This window comes from Paenibacillus sp. JNUCC-31 (assembly GCF_014844075.1).
Classification (GTDB): Bacteria; Bacillota; Bacilli; order Paenibacillales; family Paenibacillaceae; genus Paenibacillus.
Genome location: NZ_CP062165.1, coordinates 2,095,806 through 2,121,915, shown reverse-complemented (window position 1 = coordinate 2,121,915; position 26,110 = coordinate 2,095,806). Strand labels below are relative to the sequence as shown.

General features: G+C 47.0%; 31 protein-coding genes and 1 pseudogene. 24 read left to right on the top strand and 8 right to left on the bottom strand.

Annotation, left to right across the window (positions count from 1 at the left end; translation table 11 throughout):
• Positions 1–80: 80 nt before the first annotated feature.
• The 4 genes from JNUCC31_RS09095 to JNUCC31_RS09080 all read left to right on the top strand — a co-directional run bounded on the left by JNUCC31_RS09095 (position 81) and on the right by JNUCC31_RS09080 (position 3,021).
• Positions 81–785: a hypothetical protein gene (locus JNUCC31_RS09095; protein ID WP_192270629.1), complete on the top strand. Its 705-nt coding sequence runs from the start codon at positions 81–83 to the stop codon at positions 783–785.
• Positions 786–814: 29 nt separating this feature from the next.
• Entirely contained in the window at positions 815–1,111 is a 297-nt protein-coding gene (locus tag JNUCC31_RS09090; RefSeq protein WP_192270627.1) for a hypothetical protein, read from the top strand.
• A gap of 297 nt (positions 1,112–1,408) precedes the next feature.
• The gene (locus JNUCC31_RS09085) at positions 1,409–1,912 is read left to right on the top strand and encodes a DUF4365 domain-containing protein (protein WP_192270625.1); all 504 of its coding nucleotides are present in this window, start codon (positions 1,409–1,411) and stop codon (positions 1,910–1,912) included.
• Complete coding sequence (locus tag JNUCC31_RS09080) at positions 1,909–3,021, top strand: hypothetical protein (protein ID WP_192270623.1); 1,113 nt, start codon at positions 1,909–1,911, stop codon at positions 3,019–3,021. Before JNUCC31_RS09085 ends, JNUCC31_RS09080 begins: the two co-directional genes overlap by 4 nt.
• Positions 3,022–3,236: 215 nt before the next feature.
• Here the strand turns inward: JNUCC31_RS09080 and JNUCC31_RS09075 are convergent, their stop codons facing one another.
• Entirely contained in the window at positions 3,237–3,500 is a 264-nt protein-coding gene (locus tag JNUCC31_RS09075) for a hypothetical protein (protein WP_192270621.1), read from the bottom strand.
• A gap of 15 nt (positions 3,501–3,515) precedes the next feature.
• Positions 3,516–3,728 (bottom strand): helix-turn-helix domain-containing protein, encoded by a 213-nt coding sequence (locus JNUCC31_RS09070; protein WP_192270619.1) that lies wholly within the window; start codon positions 3,726–3,728, stop codon positions 3,516–3,518.
• A 194-nt stretch (positions 3,729–3,922) separates the two neighbouring features.
• On the opposite strand from JNUCC31_RS09070, the gene JNUCC31_RS09065 reads away from it, so the two are divergent.
• From JNUCC31_RS09065 to JNUCC31_RS09050, 5 genes are all read left to right on the top strand, one after another.
• The gene (locus JNUCC31_RS09065; protein WP_192270617.1) at positions 3,923–4,204 is read left to right on the top strand and encodes a hypothetical protein; all 282 of its coding nucleotides are present in this window, start codon (positions 3,923–3,925) and stop codon (positions 4,202–4,204) included.
• 4 nt (positions 4,205–4,208) lie between these two features.
• Positions 4,209–4,664, top strand: coding sequence for a hypothetical protein (locus JNUCC31_RS09060; protein WP_192270615.1), 456 nt, complete (start codon positions 4,209–4,211; stop codon positions 4,662–4,664).
• Entirely contained in the window at positions 4,630–4,761 is a 132-nt protein-coding gene (locus JNUCC31_RS33780; protein WP_267132504.1) for a hypothetical protein, read from the top strand. Before JNUCC31_RS09060 ends, JNUCC31_RS33780 begins: the two co-directional genes overlap by 35 nt.
• The gene (locus JNUCC31_RS09055; protein WP_192270613.1) at positions 4,761–5,120 is read left to right on the top strand and encodes a hypothetical protein; all 360 of its coding nucleotides are present in this window, start codon (positions 4,761–4,763) and stop codon (positions 5,118–5,120) included. The genes JNUCC31_RS33780 and JNUCC31_RS09055 overlap by 1 nt, the downstream gene beginning before the upstream one ends.
• Before the next feature lie 682 nt (positions 5,121–5,802).
• A complete protein-coding gene (locus JNUCC31_RS09050) occupies positions 5,803–6,279 on the top strand; it encodes a helix-turn-helix domain-containing protein (RefSeq protein WP_192270611.1) in 477 nt (158 codons plus the stop codon).
• Positions 6,280–6,619: 340 nt separating this feature from the next.
• Here JNUCC31_RS09050 and JNUCC31_RS33225 read toward each other — a convergent pair whose 3' ends face one another.
• Positions 6,620–6,799 carry a hypothetical protein gene (locus JNUCC31_RS33225; protein ID WP_228469589.1) on the bottom strand — a complete coding sequence of 60 codons (180 nt, stop codon included), beginning with the start codon at positions 6,797–6,799 and terminating at the stop codon, positions 6,620–6,622.
• 45 nt (positions 6,800–6,844) lie between these two features.
• Here JNUCC31_RS33225 and JNUCC31_RS09045 point away from each other — a divergent pair, with 45 nt between their 5' ends.
• The 11 genes from JNUCC31_RS09045 (at position 6,845) to JNUCC31_RS08995 (ending at position 13,327) form a co-directional block, all read left to right on the top strand.
• Positions 6,845–7,534 carry a hypothetical protein gene (locus tag JNUCC31_RS09045; RefSeq protein ID WP_228469588.1) on the top strand — a complete coding sequence of 230 codons (690 nt, stop codon included), beginning with the start codon at positions 6,845–6,847 and terminating at the stop codon, positions 7,532–7,534.
• A gap of 79 nt (positions 7,535–7,613) precedes the next feature.
• On the top strand, positions 7,614–7,838 hold the full coding sequence (locus JNUCC31_RS09040) for a helix-turn-helix transcriptional regulator (RefSeq protein WP_192270608.1): 225 nt from the start codon (positions 7,614–7,616) through the stop codon (positions 7,836–7,838).
• A 64-nt stretch (positions 7,839–7,902) separates the two neighbouring features.
• Entirely contained in the window at positions 7,903–8,115 is a 213-nt protein-coding gene (locus tag JNUCC31_RS09035; RefSeq protein WP_192270607.1) for a hypothetical protein, read from the top strand.
• 275 nt (positions 8,116–8,390) lie between these two features.
• Positions 8,391–8,699, top strand: a complete 309-nt coding sequence (locus tag JNUCC31_RS09030) for a hypothetical protein (RefSeq protein WP_192270606.1) — start codon at positions 8,391–8,393, stop codon at positions 8,697–8,699.
• Positions 8,692–9,438 carry a hypothetical protein gene (locus tag JNUCC31_RS09025; protein ID WP_192270605.1) on the top strand — a complete coding sequence of 249 codons (747 nt, stop codon included), beginning with the start codon at positions 8,692–8,694 and terminating at the stop codon, positions 9,436–9,438. Before JNUCC31_RS09030 ends, JNUCC31_RS09025 begins: the two co-directional genes overlap by 8 nt.
• 18 nt (positions 9,439–9,456) lie before the next feature.
• A complete protein-coding gene (locus JNUCC31_RS09020; RefSeq protein WP_192270604.1) occupies positions 9,457–10,104 on the top strand; it encodes a hypothetical protein in 648 nt (215 codons plus the stop codon).
• 51 nt (positions 10,105–10,155) lie between these two features.
• Complete coding sequence (locus tag JNUCC31_RS09015; protein WP_192270603.1) at positions 10,156–10,476, top strand: hypothetical protein; 321 nt, start codon at positions 10,156–10,158, stop codon at positions 10,474–10,476.
• Between the two features lie 193 nt (positions 10,477–10,669).
• Complete coding sequence (locus JNUCC31_RS09010; protein WP_192270602.1) at positions 10,670–11,926, top strand: hypothetical protein; 1,257 nt, start codon at positions 10,670–10,672, stop codon at positions 11,924–11,926.
• A 13-nt stretch (positions 11,927–11,939) separates the two neighbouring features.
• Positions 11,940–12,257 carry a DUF2577 family protein gene (locus tag JNUCC31_RS09005; protein WP_192270600.1) on the top strand — a complete coding sequence of 106 codons (318 nt, stop codon included), beginning with the start codon at positions 11,940–11,942 and terminating at the stop codon, positions 12,255–12,257.
• A gap of 52 nt (positions 12,258–12,309) precedes the next feature.
• Positions 12,310–12,885, top strand: coding sequence for a hypothetical protein (locus tag JNUCC31_RS09000; protein ID WP_192270598.1), 576 nt, complete (start codon positions 12,310–12,312; stop codon positions 12,883–12,885).
• Complete coding sequence (locus tag JNUCC31_RS08995) at positions 12,878–13,327, top strand: phBC6A51 family helix-turn-helix protein (RefSeq protein ID WP_192270596.1); 450 nt, start codon at positions 12,878–12,880, stop codon at positions 13,325–13,327. Before JNUCC31_RS09000 ends, JNUCC31_RS08995 begins: the two co-directional genes overlap by 8 nt.
• Positions 13,328–13,825: 498 nt before the next feature.
• On the opposite strand, the gene JNUCC31_RS08990 is transcribed toward JNUCC31_RS08995, so the two are convergent.
• Positions 13,826–14,167: a hypothetical protein gene (locus tag JNUCC31_RS08990; protein ID WP_192270594.1), complete on the bottom strand. Its 342-nt coding sequence runs from the start codon at positions 14,165–14,167 to the stop codon at positions 13,826–13,828.
• A gap of 294 nt (positions 14,168–14,461) precedes the next feature.
• On the opposite strand from JNUCC31_RS08990, the pseudogene JNUCC31_RS33220 reads away from it, so the two are divergent.
• The 3 genes and pseudogenes from JNUCC31_RS33220 to JNUCC31_RS08980 form a co-directional block, all read left to right on the top strand.
• Positions 14,462–14,557: pseudogene (locus JNUCC31_RS33220) on the top strand (iron-sulfur cluster assembly accessory protein); the annotation flags it as partial.
• A 325-nt stretch (positions 14,558–14,882) separates the two neighbouring features.
• Positions 14,883–18,785, top strand: coding sequence for a carbohydrate binding domain-containing protein (locus tag JNUCC31_RS08985; RefSeq protein WP_192270592.1), 3,903 nt, complete (start codon positions 14,883–14,885; stop codon positions 18,783–18,785).
• Positions 18,786–18,938: 153 nt separating this feature from the next.
• Entirely contained in the window at positions 18,939–19,580 is a 642-nt protein-coding gene (locus JNUCC31_RS08980; RefSeq protein WP_192272887.1) for an NAD(P)-dependent oxidoreductase, read from the top strand.
• 128 nt (positions 19,581–19,708) lie between these two features.
• Here JNUCC31_RS08980 and JNUCC31_RS08975 read toward each other — a convergent pair whose 3' ends face one another.
• From JNUCC31_RS08975 to JNUCC31_RS08965, 3 genes are all read right to left on the bottom strand, one after another.
• Positions 19,709–20,209 carry a hypothetical protein gene (locus JNUCC31_RS08975; protein ID WP_192270590.1) on the bottom strand — a complete coding sequence of 167 codons (501 nt, stop codon included), beginning with the start codon at positions 20,207–20,209 and terminating at the stop codon, positions 19,709–19,711.
• Positions 20,210–20,661: 452 nt separating this feature from the next.
• On the bottom strand, positions 20,662–21,642 hold the full coding sequence (locus JNUCC31_RS08970) for a glycoside hydrolase family 53 protein (protein ID WP_228469702.1): 981 nt from the start codon (positions 21,640–21,642) through the stop codon (positions 20,662–20,664).
• Between the two features lie 415 nt (positions 21,643–22,057).
• Complete coding sequence (locus JNUCC31_RS08965; protein ID WP_062324090.1) at positions 22,058–22,285, bottom strand: hypothetical protein; 228 nt, start codon at positions 22,283–22,285, stop codon at positions 22,058–22,060.
• A 248-nt stretch (positions 22,286–22,533) separates the two neighbouring features.
• On the opposite strand from JNUCC31_RS08965, the gene ppk1 reads away from it, so the two are divergent.
• Positions 22,534–24,615, top strand: a complete 2,082-nt coding sequence (ppk1, locus tag JNUCC31_RS08960) for a polyphosphate kinase 1 (RefSeq protein WP_192270586.1) — start codon at positions 22,534–22,536, stop codon at positions 24,613–24,615.
• Here the strand turns inward: ppk1 and JNUCC31_RS08955 are convergent.
• On the bottom strand, positions 24,575–26,104 hold the full coding sequence (locus JNUCC31_RS08955; RefSeq protein ID WP_192270584.1) for a Ppx/GppA phosphatase family protein: 1,530 nt from the start codon (positions 26,102–26,104) through the stop codon (positions 24,575–24,577). The genes ppk1 and JNUCC31_RS08955 overlap by 41 nt on opposite strands.
• Positions 26,105–26,110 lie beyond the last annotated feature (6 nt).

Here is a 26,110-nt window from a genome sequence, read left to right as displayed (position 1 = left end):
TAAGTTCCGTTGAGGGCTGCGCCTTTTCTTCTTTATTTTCACAGGGATAAATTGTATATTTGACTAAAGGGGGCGCGTCAATGCGAGGAGATAAGAAGGTTATGCCGATTTATGTGAAGCTTACTATTTTCGCTGTTTTATTTATCGTTTTGCTGAAAATGGTTGGGGGGCTTGACGAAGAAGAGACCGAGCAGCCAGTAAGTACACAAGCATCTACCCCCGTAGTTCAGGCCGAAACAAAAGCGCCCGACCCGGAGCCAATTCCAGAGCCCAAGGCAGACCCAGAGCCGGTAAAGCCCGCGTTTAAGTGGGTCACGGCAGAAGTAACCGAGGAGAACGTTCGTAAAGCCCTTTTAGATAACGTTGGAGGTGCGTTTGCAATTCCGCTTACTGACGAAACGTTCCGTAAATTTGTATCCAGTCCGGACGTTTACGGTGAGCGAGTTGAACTCACGATTAATCCGGGTACGTTTTGGGACGAAAAAGACTTTGTGAAGAAGGCGGGAGGTTCCCTCATTGCTTATTCGAAGATATTGCTCGATAACCCAAACATATATGAGGTGTGTATAGATGTGAAAATTGATAACGCAGGAGGCGGAGAGAATAACGCAGTTTATCTGTCTTGGCGCCGAGATCAAGCTGAGAAAGTAGATATGGATCAGGTGCTGGATAATATGTTTGGTGACTACACAATACCATTTCAGCTTGCGCGAAACTACCGTATCCAAGATGATATATACAATGAGCTCGAAAAGTTTAGTCTACCAAAAGAAAAGAACATGTAACTACATAAATTCTTACGGAGGTATTACGCATGACTACAATTGACGTTATCATCGTTCAAACGATCGCAACCACTTCCGGACTCTCTACGCAAGTCGTCCGCGCATACGAAACGGGTATGATGCCGCAAGTCGGCCACAAAGTTCGGGAACGATCCTTCGGAGACGACCGCGACCGCGTTATCGAAGACGTTGTAATCGACTATGAGGCGGAAGAGTGTTACGCATATCTGGCGACTGTAACGCTTGATGACGCGGAGAAGGAAGACTTGCGGGATTATGCGAAAGAATACGTGCGTCACGGATGGGAATGGCCGCGTCCTCTATAATACGCAAGACCTAGCGCATCTCTCCGGAGGTGGGCGTTTTTTCTGCTTTTACGGACCGTAGGTATCTTGATGCGCGGAATCAAATGTGAAAAAGACGCATCTTCGTCTCTTTAATGTGCTTCAATCGGCGCCCAATTTCGAATATCGCTTCGCCTGCCACGCGATTGTATGCGTTGGGAGGTCGATTTTAATATATTTTATGTATTCTATTATAGAAAACTATTTCATAAAATTTTACAGAGTGGTATCCTAGAGTCAGGTTTACTACTTACATATTCTCAGAGGTGTAGAAATAATATGATTGAGAGCCACATAAAGGAAGGACTTAGTAGAGCTTACGCTATAGCAGTAGCACATAGAGCAGGAATGAATTTTTCCCGCCCTGATTTTGACTATGGATTTGATGGTATATTTAGAGATATTCAAAAAATAAATGGGAGATACTGTGATAGTGGTTACAATATTGATATTCAACTCAAGACAACAATAAATATTGTTCAGGAAGATAACTACATAAAATATGATTTGAAAGCCAAGAACTATAATGACCTTGTTTCAGAAGAAGTAGGTACACCTAGAATGTTGGTACTTTTTGTGCTACCAAAGGACCAAAATGAATGGTTAACGATATCCGAAAGAGGAACAATTTTGAAAAATTGTGCGTGGTGGTGCTCGCTTAAAGGTATGCAACCAACGAGTAACGCCGATACTGTCAGGGTAAGTATTCATAAGAATCAGGTACTAACTGAAGTGTCATTAAGAGAACTTATGAATAAAACAAAGATGGGTGAAGACTTATGAGTCTTGATACTATAAGTTTAAGTAATTTTGTTGGATATCTCAGAAATAATGGATGGAACCGAATGAAGGACTTCCCAAATCCTAATGTTTTTGTTTTTTCTCATGACATTGTCGATTCTAGTCCGATTTCAGTTTTATTACCAGCTAAGGAGTCATTCCCTGATTACCACCAGCGCTTGCACTTTGCATTGGGTATTTTAAGCGATTTTGAAAATAGAAGTAGGGACTTAATATTTAAAGATATAATTAGCTATGATTCACCAACCGACAAACTTGAAATTAGAATCGTTTCATCGTTTGCGGAAGATGGAGCCATACCTTTAAGCTATGCATCAAACTTAATAAAAGGTCTTAAAAACTTAATAGTCTCAGCAGCCTATACAGAAGAACTTCCTCAAAGGGTTTTTAAAAGAGCCTCACAAAAAGCGCAAAGTTATAGTGATTTTTTCAAGCTGGGACAAACTGCCCACGGTAGTTACGTAGTAACAGTGGAGTCAGGATCTCTTGTAAACGACGATATAGAAATAGCTATTGAAAACGATACTCTCATTACGGAACCATTCTCACGCAGAGTAATGAAGCGTATACACAAATCTATGCATCAAATAGAAAGCTTCAATGATGAAAATAACAAACTTAATGATTTAGTGGAAAGAGGTTACACGGAAGGGATTAATGCTAACATTTGCGATGCTTTACTTTCATTTTATGACGAAAATGAATCGGTCAAGCTGGAGTCAAAGATTAAATATTCAAAAGCCATTGAGAATACAGAACAGTTGCCAGAAAAAATTACTTTAAACTCATCTGACTATCACATAATAAAAGTTTTAGCTGAAGCTTTGAGAGAAAAGAAATCTGAGGACGTCGAACTAGAAGGGTATATATCGAAATTATCATCCAACTCAGAATTAACACATGGTAGTATTAATATAATTTCTACCTACGAGAATAAGAGACATAGTGTGAAGTTAGAGTTGAACCAAGATGACTATAAACGTGCTTGTGATGCCCACAAAGAAAAGAAACAAGTTAGAATTACAGGTGTCATTGATACCTCTGGTAAGACTTGGGAGGTAGTGGAACTGAAATCATTTCAGGTCTTGTGAGGAAACAAGTATTTATAACTACGAAAACCGCAGCCCACGCAGGGTTTGCGGTTATTCCGCGTTCTCCCCGTCAAATCCCCGTACATATAGCGCGCCTGGCCGTCCGGGTACGCTTCCCTCACCGAAGCCCTAACGCGCTGATTACACGGTAGATACACACAAAAAAGAGCCGTATGATTAACGGCTCTCTTCGTTGTCTTCCGGTATGTATTCACTTATACCTCGTTGTACTCGCTAATAAATCGTTTAACCTTTACTCCAAGCTCCGATAAGACTTCCCCTTTGCCAGAACAAGCAGAACAAAAGATGTGAGGTTCGCCTCTAAACCGAGATATCGCTTGGCGCTCTGCATCTACATAAGAAAGGCCTTGAGTATCTTGTATCCTGTCTATATCGCGTTCTAATTCAGGTGAGTCTATTTTTCCTTTTCCAGAACAAGTTAAACAAGTCTTTATTAATTTTGGGTATGTGTCTGCCATAAACGAAGCACTCCTCTATTTATATTCAATTTTGATTAAATCAGCTATGTTGTCTATCTCGAGAGCGTCAGCAATTTTTTCAAGAGTACGAAGATTTATCTGTTCCCTTATATTCCGTGACATTTCAGAGATAGCCGCTTGGCGTACTCCTGTCATCTCGGATAATTTCGTTTGAGTCAATCCACGTTCTTGCATTAACTCGTTAAGCCTAATAGTTATTTTCCGCACATGAATGCCCCCTTGCTTTAATTATAACGAATATCCGGATATACGTAAATAAAGTGTTGACTCTATACTAAAAGGCGTATATACTAAAAAGCAGATAAGCGAATATACGAATATAGGTATAAAAAAGTTTCGAAAATCTTTATCAAGCAACATTGTACTGGTCCGCATTAAATCCCGCAAGGAGGTACGCAATTATGTCGATCACTATCGTAACCAAAGGCGTAGACGTCGATGGACCGTGGCGGATTGAATACGCTGGCACGCTTATAGATGAACATCACGCGATTTACGTTGACACTGAGTTTAGTCTCGCAGTCATGGAGCGCATTAGCTTTGATGGGGTAGAGTACGTCACAACTTACGGCGAGCCTTCAATATTCGATTTAAAAGTCGGTGACCTTAGTTTCATTAATAATATCCGTGACATGAGCGCGGTTGAATTACTCCAAAAACTTATTCCCCATAAGGAGGCGTAATAATATGAAAATCGTTCCAACGGTAACACTTCCGTACACTCGCGATCGCATCGCCGCAAGCTTCATCGTCACTCTCAACGGTATCGAACGCAACATTCTGCATAACCTGTTTCTAGCAGTATTCCCGCGCATCAACCGCCGTAACCGAACAGCCAACGTTGAGGCATCCGCGGCGGAGCTTGAAGCGCTTAGCATCATCGCAGACATATCCGATCCGTTATCCTCGCGGATTACATACGAACTGAGCGAGAAGCACGGAGGCAATTTCGTCGTAACGCATCTCACGTCCGGACAGCAGCTCGTTATCTTGCCGGGAGCACTACGGAGGATTCTCGGATTGAGTCCACGGACAACCGAAGGAGTCGCCGCACTGTCAGCCGCCAAGCTTGCCGAAGTCGGATTTATTATTGAAGGAGGTAACACAAATGATTGCAACTACCAATATGCCAACTACGCGTAACAACGAGGAAGTAAACACTTCATATAAACGTAACTTTATCCGTATGCTCAAATTCGTGTACGCGCTTGTAATGATTGTGAAGGAAGTGGTCGCATAATGAGCACGAAGGTTGAACTTGAACTTGCTTCGATGATACTTGGTCCGTTTGACGAGGATCACCAATTCGCACTATACGAAGGCTATGTATTGAACGAACGCCACATTTTCATTATGGACGCGGGCAATCTTTGGCTACGCCAGGTACATAAGGCTCCGCACATGGATCACTTGTATATTGACGGAGATTCCGGCGGGCTGATTATCGCCAACGAAGTCGAAGGCATGGATACCCGCGCTTTAATAGAAACAATTATTACGGAGCTAAAGCAGATGAACGGGCTGCAGTTCCTAATCGATATCATGCTTTGGACAAAGGACCGCGGAGATATTAATCTCAAGCTCGAACACCTTCGATGAACCTAATGACACTGCCACGGGTGGCGCTAACCGCTCGGTTGTCTAATGGGGAGAAGACGCACGTCATGGAACGTACTGTACTGAGTCGGTAGCGCCAACTATCGATTTGGATCGCTATGCAGTTCGTAGTTTATCCGGCCTTTCCGCGCCAACGGTTGGGCCGGAGCTTTTAACGCGATGGAGAGGCGGCAACCTCTCGTAGGCACATCGCTTAACATAGATTCGGAGTGTAGCGGCAACTGCGCTTCTAACGCTGGCGAAGAGAGTGGCGATTAGCTATCGCATTCAGGCACGCTCTCTTCCGTTTGTTATATAAAGTTATACGAACATATGTTCCGATTGGTTTCGGATTAATGTAATGTTCACAAATTAGACACAAAGTATATGAAAAACTGAAAATTTGGTGTCCTTATATATTATGAGAAACTTACCCGAGATTCTAATCGGTCGGGAACAGCGTAGTATAAGGATTTTTCTGTGATATGCCCGAGATATGAGACGGGCGGCACTAGTAAGGTATAGTGAAATTTTCCGTTAAGTGTGATGCAAGCGAGCGGGCATCGTTAAAACGAGTAGAGACAAAAACCGTGCGAAATGCTCTCAGATGGCAACATAAAAAGTAGAGGGTTCGCGGATTATTCCGATTCCCATACAAACCATAGTGAAAAAGGAGATGTGAACAATGACAATCGACGTAACAAAACCACTCGCCCACGATGACGGATTTGCGCGCATGCCAAATATCTTGTTCCGGATGTACCCGATACTCGACGGGTTCACTCTGGAAACGGTGGGCCTATACGGATATCTACTGTCCTGGCGTCAGAACAAGTCGGGCCACGCGATGTACGGTAAAGTGTGGCTCAACCAGTCGGATATAACCGCTCAAACCGGGCTGTCCGCGTACAAAATACGAGCTCATATCAGTGTTCTCGAAAAATACGGCCTGTTAAAAGCCACTAAGTCGAGGAAGGTGGCGAATAAACGCATTTACGAGCCGCTTGAACCGTTAACCGAGGCAGAGTTCCGCGCAATTTATGCTGAGGAGATGAGTGCATTTCAAGATAGAATGGACGCAGCGGACCGTGAGATTGAAGAGGCTAGGGACCGATTGCAGCTAAAACAGGCTGAATTTGAACCGGAACCCAAGGCATCATAAGGTGGATGTAAAACGATTTAAACTCGGATAGTTAACCATTTCTCCTCTGTTGTTAAGCCATTTAACCAGAGAAAGAATAACGAGAAAGAATAACGAGAAAGAAAAATAAAACATTACCGAGCAGAGTTTCGGGATAGAAGAACACTATCCCTCACGCGTCGTCACTTCGTTCCTAGCGGATAAATGTTACCGCGCATAAAGGTATGGTGAGATATAAGAGCGCGGAGGGACTTTACAGAAAGAACAAATGATACGCGGAAGTCAAACCAGTCAACATCCACAAGGAGGGATTCACATGGAAGCAGCCAAACAGTTAGTCGAATACAGCACAGGGCCCGCTTTACAGCTCATCGTCACGCCCGACGTCGATCGCTACGATTACTCCGGTAACGCCTGCGAACTCTTCCCGAATTGGACACGCGCCAACTATCGGACGTACGCCAAACAACCGCTCGCTCAGCGTCTGCAGATTGCGGAGACTATGGCGGAGTTGTACGACGAATATTACCACGATAACCATGTAGGCGGAGACGGCCGCTTCCGTACGCGGCTCGAATGTCAGCGCTTGGAACGCCTAACCGACTACATTCTCGCGGAAGATCACGTTAAAGGACTGTCTATCATGCGCGATCCGTACGACATGCCGCGTGACCGTGACCTTATCGTTCCGCCAGGCTCAGGAGCGCGGGTGTTTATGCGGAAGCATAACGTCCGGATTTACTGCGAGGCTGACGCAGAGGGCGCCGTTGAGAAGTTCGGCGGGAAGCTATGCCTAGTGTGCCAACATCCATTCGAAGGACGCGCGACTAAACTCAATTGTGGGCCGACCTGCCGGCGCCTGTACAAAACTTTATGGGAACGCAATAAACGGTATGGAACAATTGATCTTGAGGGCGAGCGGAACCGGATGCAACTTGAGTACGGGTTCTACAGTCCGGAGGAGTTGATCAATATTCAGGAGCGTTCCGAATTACCGAAGGGTAACGCGAGGCAGCTCGCCAAAATGGATAACGCGAAGAAGCGCAAGGAGAAGCACGGACGCAGGACTACCGTTCAGCTCATTGACAAAAAAGGAACAGAAGGCGCGGGATACCTGGACGGGGTGTACGGCTGGACGAGTGATCGGAACAAATACAAGGGAAACAATCATGACATACGGTGGGGCGAGGTGGTCACGTACAACATGTACGAACAGCCTTTGACGGAGAAGTTTGTAGACTGTCGCAAGCCTCGTACTGTCCACATCTCCGCGTAAGTAGGGAAGGGGACGAAGGTTCCTGATTAATTATTTCGGACTTATGCGTTAATCCAAATGAGCGAAGGAGGTATGTGATATGGACGGATCAGGAGTACGCGGTATCCGGGTAATGGCCGGCATGACGCAGGCGCAATTTGCGGAAGCACTAAACGTCAGCCAATCGTGCGTGAGCGACGTGGAGAACGGAAGACGTAATGTTTCGCGTGATCTGAGGATCAAATTGGCCCAGGTATTCGGAACCGGAGATGACGTGCTATTGGCAATCCAAAGAGCAAAAGAGTCCGACAAATTGGCGCTTTAAGCGTCTTTTATTTTGCATTCTAACTTTAATGATTTAAATCGTTAATTTAAGGAAGTGAACCGAATTGTCCAACGTAATATGGCGGCTAAGCGCTGATTACCTCGCAGCCTACACGGAAGATCCGGAAGTCATTGCAAAGGTTCGACGTAGTTACCCGGACTTTAACGAAATGGCAACGTACGAGCGCAAAGGTCAGGTAACCGGTATGCAGTATCGCGTGCCTACCGCTAGGAAACGCGTAGCTAAGAGGTTGTTCAACGTGGCAGAAATTACGTAGGTTTTACGTGAATACAGAGCTTTTAACAGGCGGAGGGACAATACCCCTCGCGCTTATTTTGCGTGTCTAAAATCAAGTGAAATCACGTAAAAGGGTGCGGTATATGCTTGTATTTTATAAGGAGGGGACGCAATGATTGAGCGCACGATAAAGGTTTCATATTCCGACGGTATAACGATAGTGTTCGGTGATTCTGTTTCCCGCGCACACATCCGGTTCATGGCTCCTATAATTCATGCGGAAGAAGTCAAGCGTCGGCGGAAGGGGCGAAAAAGATGATTACGGAGCCTTTTACGGTCGACTACGGCGCTAAGGTACCGCTTAAGTTCGAGCCTTATGTCATCGACAGTTATGTGCGCGAGGATTTTCTATCGGTGATTTACGGTCACGTCGAGCGCAATGTCGTCATGAGTACCGCCGCCAAGATGGAGGATGCGCGGCTATATCGTTTGATCGAGAAGACCGCGATATCAATATGCAAGGAGTACAGTCCAACGAAAAATTACGGAATCCCAAAAGCTGAGATAAGAGCGGCTATCCTGGCGCTCATTAACCATTACAAAGGAGAGATTACGAATGAGTAGACAAAAAGCGAAAGAAAGCATCTTGAAAGCCCACGAATTAAAGAATGCGAACACAGGTGTCTATCGCCAGTTTAATGACAAGCTTCGCGAAGAAATTAACGCAATAAAAGGAGATCGCGATCTATCAGAAGAGGGCCGCGCTAATAGAATAGCAAAAGTCCGTGAGACTCGCGGTAAAGAGCTGCTTCAAATGGCGTACAGACGTCACCGTGAGTTTAAAGCGCTATTAGCAGACGCTCGCAAAAACGCAGAAGCGGTAATCTACTCCGACATTCCGAAGCCTGACCAAACGAAAATTGAACGGTTCGACGAATCATTCCGGAAGCTAAGAACGGAACTCATGCTCGCGAGAGATGGCAAGGCAGCCGCGCAAAAGCTTACTCAATTCATCGAAGGAGTAGACGAGAGATACTTCCATCACAAGATTTCCGAAGCCTATGCGGACTTGTCTACATCAGTTCTGACGCTGGATAACTCTTCCGGTATGCGTTTAGCTTTGTCGCAGCAATACGATAACTTGAACGCGAGCTATGAGTCGCCGGATGCAGAGGCAGCGCGTAACTCTTTGGATACAGCTAATGATATGGAGCAATCGCAATTCTTCCTTAAAGTAGTTGAAGATTCCGTACGCGAGGGGTTGGGTGTGCGGTACAGTTCCTTCATTAACAACACTGAAAGCTATTATTCCTATCACGAAGATGAACGTCCGGCTGATGATGCCCCAGCCACAAATAACTAATAAAGGAGAAGATACAATATGAAACTACCACAAACAGTTCAGACAGCAATTACTGCGTACCAAGAGGAGAAGGCAAAAGTAGGTAAGGCGGTTGAGCTCCACCAAGATAGCTCGGCCAAGTATAGGCAGCAATTAGAGGACGCGCATTCCGAGCTCGCCGTTGCCCAAAATACCACGCTAACAGACCCGAGCGAGGCGAACGTCCAGCGGGAAGCGGACCTGCAACGCAAGATTGCTGAACTGACGGTGAATGTCGCTGCGGCAGAAGAACGCTCTACCACCGTAAGTATTAACGCAAGCGGTCGTATCACCGCACTGGCCGACGAAGCCATCGAACTTGCTCGCGTTGAAGCCTTACGCCACTTCCACGACAACTATGACGCGAAGTTGAAGGCGATCGAGGATGCCAAATACGAGTACCTTCAATCTATCGTAAACCTCCACGCGCTACGTAAAGAGGCATATAACATCTGGTTTAATACCGGGCAAGAAACGAATCCGAACCGATTGGAAAAGAGCGTAAAACCGGCATTTCCGGAGCTCACGTTGCACTATCGCGGTGGATCACGTCAGGTACATGGTGTTTCTGAGCTGGAAACTGCGCGTGCATACCGGGACGGCAAGGTTTATAGAACAAGCGTTGCAGAAGGTAGAGAGATAGAGTAAGCGAGAGGCCCTCCGGGGTCTCTTTTTCTATTATGAAGGAGGAGGAACTTAATGAACACGCATCAATCGGATCTTGAAACTGTAAACAAGACACTCGCGTTAATCGAGCAAATACTGACGTATATAAGTCCGCAAGACTGGACGTTCACCGCGCGTTTCCCTGGACAATTCAGAGATTTCCGTATGGCCGCCGGCAGACTTTCGCGCTCCAACAACCGTAAAGTTAAAGCGTATGGTCGCGCGCTCGTTGAATACGAACGGTGCCTGGCCGACTTCGACAAGGGATTTACGCAAGCAAAGGCCGCAAAGGCTGCGAAGATGGGCGAGCGCGTGATTAAGGCGATGAGGGAGGTACCCGGACATGTCGTTTGATATCGTAGGACACTTGCGTATTATCGACAATGCAACACGGCCGATTATCTCCGCAACGCGCGGTATGGCGAATTTTGGAGCGGCTGCTGCTAAGACCGCGATAGCTGTTTCCGGCGTTGGAGCCGCGATCGCAGCGATTGCTACCGTTGACAAAGTTCTAGACAAAACGATTAAGGCTGCGGCAGAGTTCGAGATGAGAGAGGTCACGGTTACGGCCATGTTCGGTAAGAGCGCGGAGAAGAACGTAGATAAGTTTATGGACTACGTTGGCTCACGCGCGGATGTCAGTCAATTCTCGCTCGATGAGTTCTTGGACGCGGGTAAGTCATTCATACCGACAACAAAGGACAACAAGCAGTTAGAGAAAATGATTAATCTCGCAGAACGTTTGGGCGCAATTGATCCCGAACAAGGTATCAGGGGAGCTGCTTTTGCATTAAAAGAGCTGTTTTCTGGCGATGGAGTGTCACTGGTGGAGCGCTTCGAGGTTCCAAGGTCAGCCATCAACGAAATCAAGAAGCTTCCTCTCGAAAAACAACTCGACCAACTGGACAAATTTCTCGATAAGCTTGGCGCATCAAACGAACTGATCGACGCGCAATCTACGACCGCTATGGGGCAATGGCGTACAGCAATCGGTGGAGTTAACCGTGCATTCCGGGAGATGGGGACGGAGGCGTTAACGAGTCTCAAGCCGGTTCTTGCGGAGTTTAACGCATGGTTGAAGGGGCCACAATTTGCCGCACTTAAAGATTGGGGTGTGGATGCGTTCGGCGGGCTCGTAAATGGCGCGGTGAATGCAGTCCATGAGGCTACGGCATATCTCCAAGATAACTTTTTTAATAATCCCGAATTTCAAGCGCTCCCGGATATACCTGCCAAGATAAGCTATATATTTGATACCCTGGCAGCAGACTTCCAAGCTTGGTATGACTCAACTGGATCGGGAATTATCAAGAATATGGCTAGTCAGATGGTAGACACGCTAGGTAATGCGTTGAAAGTATCCAAGCCTATAATCGAAGCTGCAACGAAAATAGGCGTACAGGTTGGTGCGTCAATCCTTGAAGGTATTTGGAGCAACGCAGGGATTAAGGAGTTTTTCTCCGTAGACATGAAAAGTGTGGCTAATCGACAGATATCCGGAACAGAGAACCTACAAATTGTTCAGGAGTTTGGCGGAGATAAAACACCGGGCGGAGTTAAGGCGGGCATGGCAGCGGTCGGATACCCTGTTAAAGGACACTCCGGGGGTCTTGACCGCGTTCCATACAACAACTATCCGGCGCGATTGCACCAAGACGAGATGGTCCTCAATTCGCAACAAGCGCGCGATTACCGTAACGGAGGCGGAAACTCTGCGCCACAGATTACGATTCACGCAACGATCCGCGAGGATGCGGACATCCAGAAGCTGGCACGCGAGCTGTCTACGGTACTAGCGCAATAAGGGAGGAGACCGAATGCAGTTATTAGAAGGCGGCGGCGTGAGTAAATTGCGTGATATCATCCGTCAGCTCGGCTATAACAAAGACGTCGATATCGAGGTAGGTACGGTCATAGCGTATCCGGATATTCGCGTTAAGCTGGACGAAGCTAACTTCGACTTAGATACCGAAGATTGCGAAATATGCGAACACCTCCGCGAACATGAGCGTGAGGTTAGTATTAACGGACAGGATACGACGATTACGTTTAAGGATGCGTTAAAGGTTGGGGATCGAGTTGCCGTCGTTATGTTTAGCGCAGGGCAACGGTATCTGATACTTGACCGGATATGAACAACGGGGCGGGCTTCGGCTCGTCTTATTTTAATAGAAGAGAGGCGTAAACATGGCAATGACTAACGAAGAGTTACGGACAGATACCGCGCAGTTAGCGGAGAGGTTACGTCAGATACGAATTGAGCAAGGGAGGAATCCCGATCCCGAGCCGCGTCCGAACGTGGTCGATATTCCGTTATCAAAGGCGCTAGTTGATCGTCTACAGCCGCTTAAAGTAATCGCTGTAAAGTATGCCGGCGTTCTGGCTTCCGGTCAAGTAACGCGCATTGACGTAAGTAAACTCGCCAAATATGAGGAAGCTGCGAAGGTCCTGCGCTACTCTAAGGGATTTTGGTGCGGATTACATGCGCTTGGTGCTGGCGCGTTCCTGCAGATCATTAAGAGCGTTAATGAAGCAATCGATAGTGGAACGACAGAGGAATTGGATATTAACGGACTAATGCGGAAGGTGCATTTCAGCATCGGACTAATGACGAAGGATTCCGCGTTGTCTCACGATATTAAGGACTACGAGAAGGAGCACGGTAGAGGCGCGGCTGTTATGGCGGAGGAAGACGTAGACACCGCGATTGCCGAGGTTCTGCCGGAGATTAACGAATACGAGGAGGATGATAGATATGAATAAACAACGTAGTGTATTAGAGGCACGCTTGACCCCGCAACAACGTAAGGCTGCGCAAATGCTGGTATCTAATGATTGGGGTGAGCTCATTTCCGAAGATGGCCGCAAGAAGAGTATGCAAGAGTTAGCGGAAGAGATCGGCATCGCGCGTTCAACTCTTTACGAATGGAAAGCACAAGAACCGTTTATTGATTACGTTAATTATCTTACGGACAATAATCTGCGTGGGATGCAATCGGAGGTAAACATTGCTCTAATGAAAGCGATTCGCGGCGGTAACAACGGTCTTCCGAGCGTGAAAGCTCTCGATTTATACATGCGTAGATTTGCGCTACTGTCCGATCGTACAATCGTAGAGGATAGACGCGATGAGATTACAAACAATCGTAAGACAGACGAGGAAATCCGCAGAGATATCGCGGACCTGAACGATCTAGTCGGCTGATGGGTGGCGTAGGATTGCCGGACGGTACCGGACAGAATAGCGGTGAGAGGGCGTTAAAACCTGCACCGCGCTCCTGGCGGACGTCCACGGGTAAACTTCGGGGTTGGACGACTGCATAATCGATGCATACTGCGCGGATGACCGGCTGCATAAACTGCCAGTAGGTTACGGCCGATATACGCTATTAGTCCGCGCGGCTATGCGGTTTGTGTACGTGTAAGACTGGAAATGTATATGCAATGAATAACGCGGTATTTTACATACGGATAGGTAACGCAGTAGTGGCGCGGGTTTGCGGATGGTATGAGGGATTGATAATCACATATCCGTAATCCTCTACGAATGTATATTTATGCGGATGGTGAGGGAGTAGTTGAGCCGGGAGTGTGTAAACCCCAAGACCCCGAGCGCGGGCCACCGGATCAGGTGTCTCAACATTCCGCGCGATTAAATTTACTCGGGGTTCTAGGAAGTTGTTACGAGAACTATCTTTAACAATTAATTCTTAAGAGGAAGTAACCGAAGTTTCTCAATTATAATCCTCTCAATGATATCTCTATAGTAACGGTCTTTGTTCTCATCAAATTTAGAGAAAACCTCATCAGAACTAATAATGATTACTCTGTTTCGTAAATTAATAGTCCAGAGTAAGGAGTCAGTTAGACTTTCGGAGGTAACTGAACAGTTTCCTAAATCCTCATTACTTTGAGCAATAATTGCATCGATAATTTTATTCATCTCACCTAATGCTTCTTCTTGTCTTAACTTTGCTTGTTCAGCTTCACGTTCGATTCTGTCAATCCGAGTTAGCTCATAAGCAATGTCGCTGATAACACTCATACTTTTCACCTCCTTTATAGGAATATTGTACCATATTTAGAAAGCTAGTTCTATGGTTGTGATTCTTTTTGACTGTACATTTCATAGTGCTAAAGTAGAGAGTTTACTTAATAAGAATAAATCCGGATTTTTTATTTTGACTTGTCCGACATCATTAGGGTAGAATGCGGTTAACGAGATTATGCGTCATAGTGGCGCGTGATTAACAAGTAGTCGTGCGGATTCACAATCCCGCTCACTTGCGAGAAACCGCGTAGTGACGGGCGTTAAGCCTTCCGTATAGCATAGCGTAGATTCACCATTCACAACCCGAATGCAGTGGCAACATGCGGCTGCGGCTCATCCTTCCGTACGAAGGAAGAAGCGGGCGTACCGGATAAGGATTGTTAAGATTGTAGGTTAAGATTGTAGATTACGACCTTCATAACGGATTAGTCTAGGGCTAATCATGTTATGGAGGTTTTTTTGTTGGATGGATACTATTTCCAACTTCCGTATTGACATTTTGTTACATCCGAAGTTATATTGTTTTTGTGCAAACGTTTGCGCAATATAAAAAGCACGGAAATGAACGGTGGTAAACACAAGAACAGGCGATAATGCCAGGGAGGAGGTAGGGCAGGAAAACGTTCGAGTACAGGATTGAACAATACTCAAGCCGTCACTCCGTGAACTAAACGTCTGAATAGACGGCTTCATATCGAGGAGGTAGAGAATGAAGTTAGCAGGACGGATAGGTGCATTTCTTTTGACGTTGCCGCTCATTTTTTCTTTGCAGACTACAATTGCTTTTGCAGAAATTTCCGCTTCTCATGTATATCATAATCATATGCCGAATTTTTGGGCTTACTATGATACTTCCAAATATGCATCGGCTCCGGTAGGAACTCCAATTCGATACACGTATGATGGTCAGGTTATTCAATTGAAAAATAGTCCCCCTGCCGGATATTCTTACTATTTGCCCAGCGGGGCACCGATGCCGCATGACGATCTCGTCTCATACTATACTCATCACGCCAAAACCGGAGCTTATTTATCCTGGCCCTGGCAAGTGGCTGGCGATCTGAAGAACAATCATCCTGCCGCTGGAATGCAGGTCACGATGTCAGGCTCGCTGCTTAACAATGTAGACAGCTTTATGTACACCAATAATATAAACGGTTACAACAACAAAAACTGGGGTTCACCCTGGAAGAGTGCTTACGATAACCTCAAAACCGTCAATGGTGAACGAACGATGGACCTCATTCATTTCTCAGGTCACCATTCCATGGGGCCCCTGGCTGGAAACGAATATTTGCTCAAGGATCTTATCTATCAGAATGCTGTGATGGCTCAACCCTTTTTCTTAGGGGATTCGTTTAAATCCTCGAAAGGATTTTTTCCCACCGAGCTCGGCTTCTCGGAACGGATTATCCCAGTTCTCGACAAGCTCGGGATTGAATGGTCGGTGATTGGCAACAATCATTTTTCGCGTACACTGCAAGATTATCCTCTGTTGAACGATCCCGGAAAGGATACGATGGTATCGCCGCCAAATCGTGCCGATCTGCAGAATACCAGCGATGTGGGTTCGTGGGCATCGTCTCCGATGTTTAACGAGAAGCAGGTGGTATACAACAAATATCCTTTTGCCTCCACACCGCACTGGGTTCGATACGTCAATCCTGACACGGGTACAGAGAAACGTGTCGTTGGAATTCCAGTCGCTCAGGCTGAATCATGGGAGGAAGGTTATCAGGGCTCGGTCAAAGCCGATGCACTTAAGCCGTTCGAAGGCATGGTGGATCAGAAGCAGTTTTTTGTCATTGCACATGACGGAGATAACTCCTCTGGTCGCGCTGGTTCGGAGGATACGTGGCGTAATGCAGGTAATGTGACTTATTCCCAGCAGGGAGTAAAAGGGGAAAGCATCAACGAATATTTGCGTACGAATACCCCGAAAACTGATGACGTTGTACACGTGCAAGACGGATCGTGGATCGATACACGCGACTCGTCGTCCGATCCGACGTGGTATCATTGGCGTCTGCCTTTTGGGATCTGGAAAGGCCAGTTTGATGCATTTAACAAGGCAACCGGTCTTAATCTGGAGCCGAAAAAAAATCTGGACGGCGTCGCGGAAGGCATGACGGTATCGTTCGAGTATGGATATCATTATCTGGAGCGCAATTTTGCGCTAGAGCAGGCTGCACTCAATTATGCAAAGACGGCTGAGCAGATCTGGCTGGACAGCCATCCGAATTACTGGAAGCCGACAACAGCGCTTGATCGTGAGATTACGTATGAAGGCAATCAGCTTAATCCATGGATGATGGCTTACCCGGTAAAAGGGGACCCGGCGAACGATTATAAGGACGGAGCCAATCCTGCTGAACTTAGTTGGTACTTTTTACTGCCAGCGCTGGACTCCGGATTTGGTTATTACGATGAAAACGTGGATGATGGCGTGAAGCCGACACTGTCGTTCAATCAATCTTTATTCTTTTCCAAGCCCTATGTAAACACCCAACTGGCAAAGGATCGTACGGGCCCATCGGTCTGGTGGCCTCAGCGTTATCCGTATAATCCCGGCAGTGCCAACGTCAGCAAGGCAGAAGGATGGACGCTCCATTATTTTGACAATACCTTTGGCATTTACACCTATGCCTATGATGCAAACGGAATTAGTGATATCAAAGTGAAGGTGCGTACGCATCGTGACAAACGGGCTGATGCCAAGGACAACACGTTCCGAGTGTATGATCCAGCAGATCTCAAGGCGAAGGGCGTGGCTAATATTGACCCAGCCAAGGTCAGCACCTGGAAGGAATACCCGATGAACAAGCGCGATTTGAAGCCGGATATCAATGGTGTCGCCTGGCAGCCAAGCAGCACGGATATGTTCAAACGGGTACCAGCTCAGGAAATTGGTGACCTGTATTATACGTATTTTGACGAATTCCAGGATCAAATGGTCGATTATTATATTGAAGTGGTTGATGCCAATGGCAATGTTACCCGGAGTGACATTCAGACCGTCTATGTAGGTACAGGCAAATATACCAAAGATGCATCCGGAAAAATGGTGGAGGACGCCAATGGCACCATCAAAGGTACACATCCGTTCCTAGTCGTAGACCGTACACCACCAGAAGCACCGACGGATGTGAAGACAGTGGGGGTCACGGACCGGGGTGTTACATTGGAATGGAGCGAATCATCTGATGACGTTGGGGTGGAAGGTTATGACATTTACCGCGATGGTACCCAGGTGGGGAGTTCCAAGACAGCAAGTTATACGGACACCGGGCTCCAACCAGAAACCGAGTATGGGTATACGATCAAGGCAAAGGACAAGGCGAATAATAGTTCTGCCGCGAGCACCCCTTTGAAGGTGACGACGCTGGGGGCAGATACACAACCGCCAACGGCACCTGCAAATGTGAAAGTCAAGGGAATGACTGCTTCGTCCGTGACACTTGAATGGACAGCCAGCAGCGACAATTACGGCGTGGCACGATATGACATTTACCGGAATGGCAGCAAGGTAGGAGAAAGTGTGAAGCTATCGTTCACGGATGAATCTCTCACTCCTGCCACCAGCTACAGCTATACGGTGAAGGCGGTGGACGCTGCGGGCAACATGTCTCCAGACAGTGCACTCGTGACGGTAGAGACGGAAGAGGGGAACATCGTTACGATTTATTACAAGCAGGGATATGCGAATCCATATATTCATTATCGCCCGACAGGCGGGGCATGGACGACTTCTCCCGGTGTGAAGATGTCTGCGGCGGAAATGCCGGGTTACTACAAAATGACGATTGATGCAGGTGCGGCTTCCGGTGTGGAAGCGGTATTTAATAATGGCAGTGGTACATGGGATAACAACGGTGGAAAAAATTATCAGTTTCCTCTGGGCGTCAGTACGTACAGCGCAGGAAAAATCACCGAAGGTGCCCCCGTAGTGGATGTAACCGCACCAAGTGTGCCATCCGGATTAGCGGAAACATCCAAAGCGGCGGACCGTATCACGCTGACATGGGAAGCTTCATCCGATGATGTTGGTGTGGCCGGATATGAAATTTTCCGTGACGGAACGAAGGTAGGTACAAGTACAACGCCTGGTTACACGGACAGCGGCCTGAAGCCTTTAACCACTTACAGCTATACGCTCAAAGCCTATGATGCAGCGAACAACAAATCTGCCGCCAGTACCGAACTTGTGGTAACGACGGACGCTGTCCCGGACAGCAACAGTGTGACCATCTATTACAAGCAGGGATATACAAGTCCGAATATTCATTACCGTCCGACGGGCGGAACGTGGACGACACCTCCTGGCGTGGTGATGCCAGCGGCAGAAATACCGGGTTACAACAAGATCACCATTGATGTAGGTACGGCAACCGGTCTGGAGGCGGTATTTAACAACGGCAGCGGTACGTGGGACAACAACGGCGGGAAAAACTATCAGTTCCCGCTGGGGGTTAGCACGTACAGTGCGGGAGCCATTTCACCAGGTGCCCCCGCCGGAGCGCAGACCGCTTTGGAATTCGAGAAGCGTGTGAATTTTCTCCCGACTTCCAATAGGCAAGTTACTTTACAGGCAATACAGCGAAAGAGCGCGTGATGGTGTAAGATAGTCACAGATTTTAGGTCATACCTTGAACCCCTGTTCATCTTTTGGGATGACAGGGGTTTATCGTGGTAGTTGACAAGATATATTGTAACCATTATAGTTACAACATAGAGTTTGAATTTACAAATCAAAGGAGAGATTATGATGAAAATTGGAATTATTGGTGCAACAGGCAAAGCGGGACAGTTGATCTTGAAAGAAGCTGCGGACAGAGGACATGAGGTTACAGCCATTGTTCGAAATGCATCCAAGGTGGAGGATAAGAGCCTGAATGTGCTCGAGAAAGATGTATTCGATCTTACAGGCGAAGATGTCAAATCATTCGATGTTATCGTCAATGCATTCGGTGCACCAGCAGGTAAAGAAAACCTGCATGTTGAAGTGGGACAAGCCTTGATCCATGTCCTGAAGGATGCGCCGAGCACTCGTCTGATTGTTGTTGGTGGAGCAGGCAGTCTGTTCACGGACGAAACCAAAACCTTGCGCCTTGTGGATTCCCCAGGATTCCCTGATGCTTACAAAGCAACAGCGACCAACCAAGGGCAAAACCTGCAGGATCTGCAAGCTTCCTCTGGTATTCAATGGACGTTCCTGAGCCCGGCTGGTTTCTTTAATCCGGAAGGCGTACGTACTGGCAAATATCAAGCTGGCCATGACGTGATTATGATGAACAGTGAAGGCAAAAGCTACATCAGCTATGCGGACTATGCCATTGCTTTGGTGGATGAGATCGAGAACCCGCAGCATAAAAATGAACGCTTTACCGTTGTTGGCGAAGCAAAGTAATTGATTTAACATCATATAAACAGATAAACGGCCGCTAATCACGATGGGATGAGCGGCCGTTTTGTAATGGCGATGGCGTTATGAGTTGTATTCTATAACCCGTGTTATGCTGGACTAGCATACGCCACCTAATGAGGTGCAACGTCATGTGTAATCGTGTTATCTATGGATTCTGCCGAATCCATACTTTCAGCACCATCCATAACCTCCACGAGCCCTACAGCTAATGTGGTGACTGCCGCAGCGGCGACCAGATGTTTTGCCCCGAGCTTTACTCTCTCCATATCGTCTTCTTTCATGCCAACGACAACATCTTTACCACCTTTATACACATACTTCGCGGATACCGCTACACCTTTCGCTGTATTGGTAAAGGCTCCTCCGATATCGGCAAGTCCTGCGTCTAACGTTGCATCGTCTTTTTTGATCATACCACTGGCCATATCATAGGTTCCGCTAGCAAGTTGTCCTACCGTTTTCCCTGTGTTAATCGTAGCTTTCTCTACGCCATCACCAATTTCTTTAATGAATGGGCTCCCTGCAAGTTCACCAGCCACTCTGACGGTGCCGCCCAGTACTTTGCCAGTGACTTCACCAGCAAACTGTCCCAGTTCTTTTAAAAATCCCATACGTTTCCCTACCTTCTGTAATAAGGTTATGCATGTGCAGCCTGAATCTTATCTTATTATATTGGTATATAAGCGAATATACTATTTACGTCCAAGTTCATCTAAACGTTCCAAATTAACATGAACCAATCCAAGGAATCGATCTAACTAAACTAACTAACCGCTCCAGCCTAGCTTACTCCAACTCCCCAAAAAGGCGCTGCACCCGAATTGGAGCAGCGCCTTTTACCTTACCCACCCGTGTGACTTAACACGTTTTGAAGTGTCTCATTAGCAGCCAACGTAGTGGAGGGGACGGAATCGATTCTGAAGAAGCGAAGCGTGCGCCTTTATCCCCGGATTTTATCCTATGAAATAGGAATACAAAAAAATCCGGGGATAACAGCGATCGAAAGAACGATCCGACCCCGGAACGGTCACCAGCTGCTCCTAAACCCTTCTACCCAACGCGTTTAGTCAATAAATCCTTCCAAAATGACTGTTGGCATCATATTTGACTGCCATGCGCCTTTGCCGTAGCCACCGTTGTACCCTGGTGTAGCCTGAGGTTCCCAGTAGAATACACCTTTACCTTTGCCATTCGGCAGATTGCGAATTTGGTTTTTCATCGCCGCCACAAAGCTTTTGCCAGCCGCTGCCTGGTTATTGTCCATGCCAATTTCGGATATGATGATCTCTTTGCCATACCGGTTAATTAGATCCTTGGCATTGTTCACCGTATTGGTCACCGCCGTATTCCAACCGGAAGCGGAAGGGTAGAGGGACATGGCGATCATGTCAAAGTTGGCACCATTATTGATCAGACCACCGATATTCCATACGTAGAGGGCGTTATCGTCTCCACCGGCCAGGTGAACAATTGTTTTGGTGTTGGTGCTGATGGACTTCACGGCATTATGGCCTGTGTTCACCAGCCATGCATAATTTTTCATGTTGGTGGATGCTTTGCCATCTTCCCATAACATGCCGTTGCTTGTTTCGTTACCGATTTGCACCCAATCCGGGGTTACGCCTTTGCTCTGCATGGCCGTCATGACTTCACGCGTGTGATTCCATACGGCATCCATCAGCTGCTGGAACGTATAATTTTTCCAGGCTGCAGGTTTGGTTTGTTGACCCGGATCAGCCCAGGAATCACTGTAGTGCAGTGTCAGCATGACACTCATCCCTGCATTTTTGGCACGTTGTGCCAGCACAGCAGCACGGTCTTTATTCATGTAACCGTTACCATAATCATTCGAAGGATTAACAAACACACGAATACGAACCGAGTTGATCTGATAATCTTTTTTCAGAATATCGATAATATCACGTTGTACACCGTTCTTGTCTTTCCATTTGTAACCTTGCGCTTCCATTCCGGGAACCCAACTGATATCGGCTCCTTTGGCGAAGCTGGGTGCTGCACTGGCTTGCTGGCCTGCAGGCAGCATAATGGAGGTGAATAACAAAACAAAGACCAAAGCAATGGATGTTTTGAAACCCCTTACATTTTTGAGCATTACAATATGCCTCCTCGAATATGGGTTGAGTTGCAACCTAATTATATCGGGCATCCTTTGCTCAACTACAGGGTCCATTTCCAATATTTTGGTTGTTTTTTCAACCTTTCCCGAAAAAAGACAAAACAAAAAGCCGTCCGAAGACGGCTTTTCTACCCGTGGCGCTTTTTGAAACCTTGATCCGTATCCCGCGCCTCCACCAGACTCAGTTAATTTGAGCTAGTGGATCGGGTAAGGGACACGTTCAACATGTCATTAGAAATGTTGACGCACCTCCTTTCCTTGTGGCAAGAGTATACAACATCGTGTTTCGGAAAGCTAGTCTTTTTTTCGTATTAACACAACATTATTTTTCGGTCTGGAACATCGTAACATCCCGGTCATAATGACTCTTCGTACCGTTATCGTTGCGAATACGCACGCTATCTTCGCTGATTCGCTCCACGATGCCGCGACCTACCTCGCAGTATACGCCAGCCGGATCTTCCTGCCATGCGGTTACGGTGCATTGGGATAGGGCAGCTGTGAAAAATTCTATATTTTTTTGTAACGTTCTAGGTTTATTGGATTTCATTATATACTCCTTTAACAAATACAATTTTGGAATGAAAACAGGAAATGAACCATTTTACACTGTACATCACTTTACTCTGTCTACTTCTCTTTGTAAAGGGATGGAAAAAGTTATCGTCATAAGGTATCATTTACATAAATTTTACATAGCATTTACACTGCGATGACGCTTGTAGCTGATTACGAATAGTACAATTACAGGAGAACATCTAACCAAGGATAGATACGCAACACATTCGGAGGCCATACATGCATAGAGATATCAAAACAGGGAACTACGTTAACCGTGATTTAAGTTGGGTGGAATTCAATCGACGTGTGCTTCAGGAGGCGCAAGATCCAACCACGCCTCTGCTGGAACGCATGAGGTTTCTTGGCATTGTCGCCAGTAATCTGGACGAGTTTGTAAGTGTAAGGGTAGCGGAGACAAAAGAGAAGATCAAGGCCGGATTCACACAAAAGGATTTTACGGGGTACACGCCTTCCGGTCTGTACCGCAGGTTGATTAAACGTACCGGGGCCATGGTCGCCGAGCAATATAAAACCTATCGGGAACTTATTCGCCTGCTCGCCAAGAAAGGCGTGAATTTTCAGGAATATACGGATCTCAATGTGACCCAGCAGCGTGCAATGGACCAGTATTTTCATGAGATCATTTTTCCAGTATTAACACCGATGGCTATCGATTCAAGCCGGCCATTTCCATTGGTACACAATAAGTCTGTATATCTGTCGGTGATGCTGCAGAAGGAAGAAGAGCAGGAAGACGAGCCGTTTTTGGCTATTGTTCAGGTGCCTTCCAATCTGCCGCGGGTGGTGCAGGTGCCCCTTCGGGCGAATAGTAAAAAGAAAACGTTCATTCTGATCGAGGACCTCATCAAACATCATATTCATACTCTCTTCAGCGGGTACGTTCCGCTGGCTGTACAGGAATTCCGCGTGACCCGGAATGCGGACCTTTCCATTAATGAAGAAGAAGCCGAAGATCTGCTTGAAGCCATTGAGAAGGAGCTGCGCCGCAGACGCCGGGGAGCGCCGGTACGACTGGAAATATGCAAGGATTTTCGTTCGGACGCATTGCTTGAGCTGCAGGAAGAGTTCGATATTCAGGACCCCGTGTACGAAATCGATGGACCGCTGGATCTAAGTTTTCTGGCTGGATTTGTAGACAGTCTGGAAGGTTTCACGCATCTGAAATATGCTCCCGTGCAGCCGGTATACCCGCTGGAATTCCTTCCACGCGAGAGCCACTTCGAACTGCTGCGCAAACGCGACGTGCTGGTTCATCATCCGTACGAGTCGTTCGAACCGGTAACGGATTTTATTCTTGAGGCTTCAGAAGATCCACGCGTGATGGCGATCAAAATGACGTTATATCGAGTGAACGGCGACTCACGTCTGATTCCTGCACTGGCGCATGCGGCAGAGAGCGGTAAACAGGTGACGGTCGTTGTTGAATTGAAAGCCCGTTTTGATGAAGAACGGAATATTGCTTGGGCCCGTACGCTGGAGAAGGCAGGCTGTCACGTGGTATATGGATTGGTTGGGTTAAAGACGCATGCCAAGATTATTCTGGTCGTACGCAGGGAACAGAGTGGTCTGAGAAGGTACGTGCATGTCGGTACAGGTAACTATAATGAAAGTACGGCCAAAGTATACACCGACGTAGGACTGTTTACCTCCAATCCCATCATTGGCGAGGATGCATCGGAATTGTTCAATGAGATTACCGGTTATTCCGGACCAAAAGCGTTGCAGGCATTTCGCGTGGCTCCAGATGGCATGAAGGATGAATTGTTCTCACTCATTCGCCGGGAGACGGAACATGCTCTGAAGGGAAGGCGGTCCCGGATCATTGCCAAAATCAATTCTTTATCCCATCAGGACATCATTGATGAATTATATCTGGCCTCTCAGGCTGGTGTGCAGATTGACCTGATTGTGCGAGGCGTGTGCTGTTTGCGTCCTGGTGTAGAGGGACTGAGTGAGAATATTCGGGTAATTAGCATCGTAGACCGGTTCCTGGAACACTCCAGGCTGTTTTATTTTGAAAATAACGGCAATCCGGATGTGTATCTGTCCAGCGCAGACTGGATGACCCGCAACTTGAAGCGGAGAATTGAACTGATGTGTCCGGTATTTGATCCGGAACTGAAGAAGATGCTGGTCGACATTTTGAATCTGTCACTTATGGATAATGTGAAGGCAAGAGAGCTCATGCCTGGCGGCAATTATGTATTTGTACAAAATGAAGAACCCCCGCTGAGAAGTCAGACGGAGGCGCTCGGCATTATTCCTTGGAAGCCTGCTGAATGGAGTGCGATAACTTAACTCCCCAGGCTTCCTGCAAGTCTTTCACAGCCTCCTCGAGGCTGCTCAGTTCCAGTAACGGCTCGCCTGCACAGATGAATTGCATCTGAAACAGCGAGTCGTTTTCTTTTGCTGCCTGTATGGCGACGATACGTTCAGACCGACTAATGGCTTCAGCGACGCGCAGCAGAGAGCCCAAGCGATGCGCATGTCGTTCATCTGAATCCTTCAGAATGTCCCTGTGCTTATGAAGCAGCTGGGGCGTTCTCTTTTTGGGATGATAATCAGCTGCAATAGCGCTCAAAATGGTCTCTCGATGAGACAGTCCATAGATGCTGGCATTCATGATCCAGTAGGCCGAGTGCTGTGGATACCGGAAATAGTTAATCTGTTTTCCAGCCATATGCAGCATGGAAGAAGCGTACAGAATTCGGGCATCTGCCGGATCAGGGGTGCTGCCCTGTAGCGCAGTATATATCGTGATTGTGTCCTGATGAACCCGGTGCAGACGGTTCTCCGGGATCGGCGGGCCAAAATGGATGAAGTTGCGAATGCTGTCCTTCAATGCGTCTGGAACTACAGGCTGACCTTCAGCCATGAGATCTCGCAACAAACCGTCCCGTAAGCCCGCTCCACTCACAACATACCGATCACCCTGGATCATTCGAAAGACCGTCCGCAGAATCAATACACCCGGAACAATAATATCGGCACGATCCTTGGCTAGTCCGGGGACTTTCTTGCGCTGTGCCGAGGTTAGATGTGGCAGAGAAAGAGCGATATTTTCCATGGCTTCCCCACTTATCTCATAATGATGTGTCACAGGCAAGGAGTACTGGGTTCTTTTCTGTTCCACTTTGGCCAGTGTACGCATGGTGCCACCAAGCCCTATGAGAGGCAGGCCCGGATGCTGCCTTATCCACTCCTGTTCACTTAATGCCTCAATAACCTCATTGCAAAGTGCAGTAGCATTAGCTTCAGACCATTGATCTTCCCTCCCATAACGGGCATATGAATTAACGGCGCCAATAGGAAGTGAAATGCTATGCAGTCTTTTACGATCACGGAATACAGTGATTTCGGTACTTCCCCCGCCAATATCCACGACAAAACCGTCCGCCAGATCAATTGATTGTGTAACGCCAAGGAAACCGTAATAGGCTTCCTGATCGCCGGATACACGTTCAACCTGAAGTCCCGTCTCCGTTTCGAGCCATCGTATAATTTCGAGGGCATTGCCTGCATTTCGAATTGCTGCAGTAGCTGCAGCCCGGATGAGTTTGGTGTGATACGCTTCGCAGGTAGCCTTGAATTGCCGCAAAATGGTAATGGCTTTATCCAGTGAATGTCTCAGGATGGTGCCGTCTTGTTCAACGACATTGCTCAGACGAGCGGCATATTTGTCTTCATGAATGATGCGATAAGCTCCGTCATGGTCCATTTCATAAATGACAAGACGGATGGAGTTGGAGCCGATGTCAATGATTCCAAGTGTTTCATTATGTGTCATAAGCAT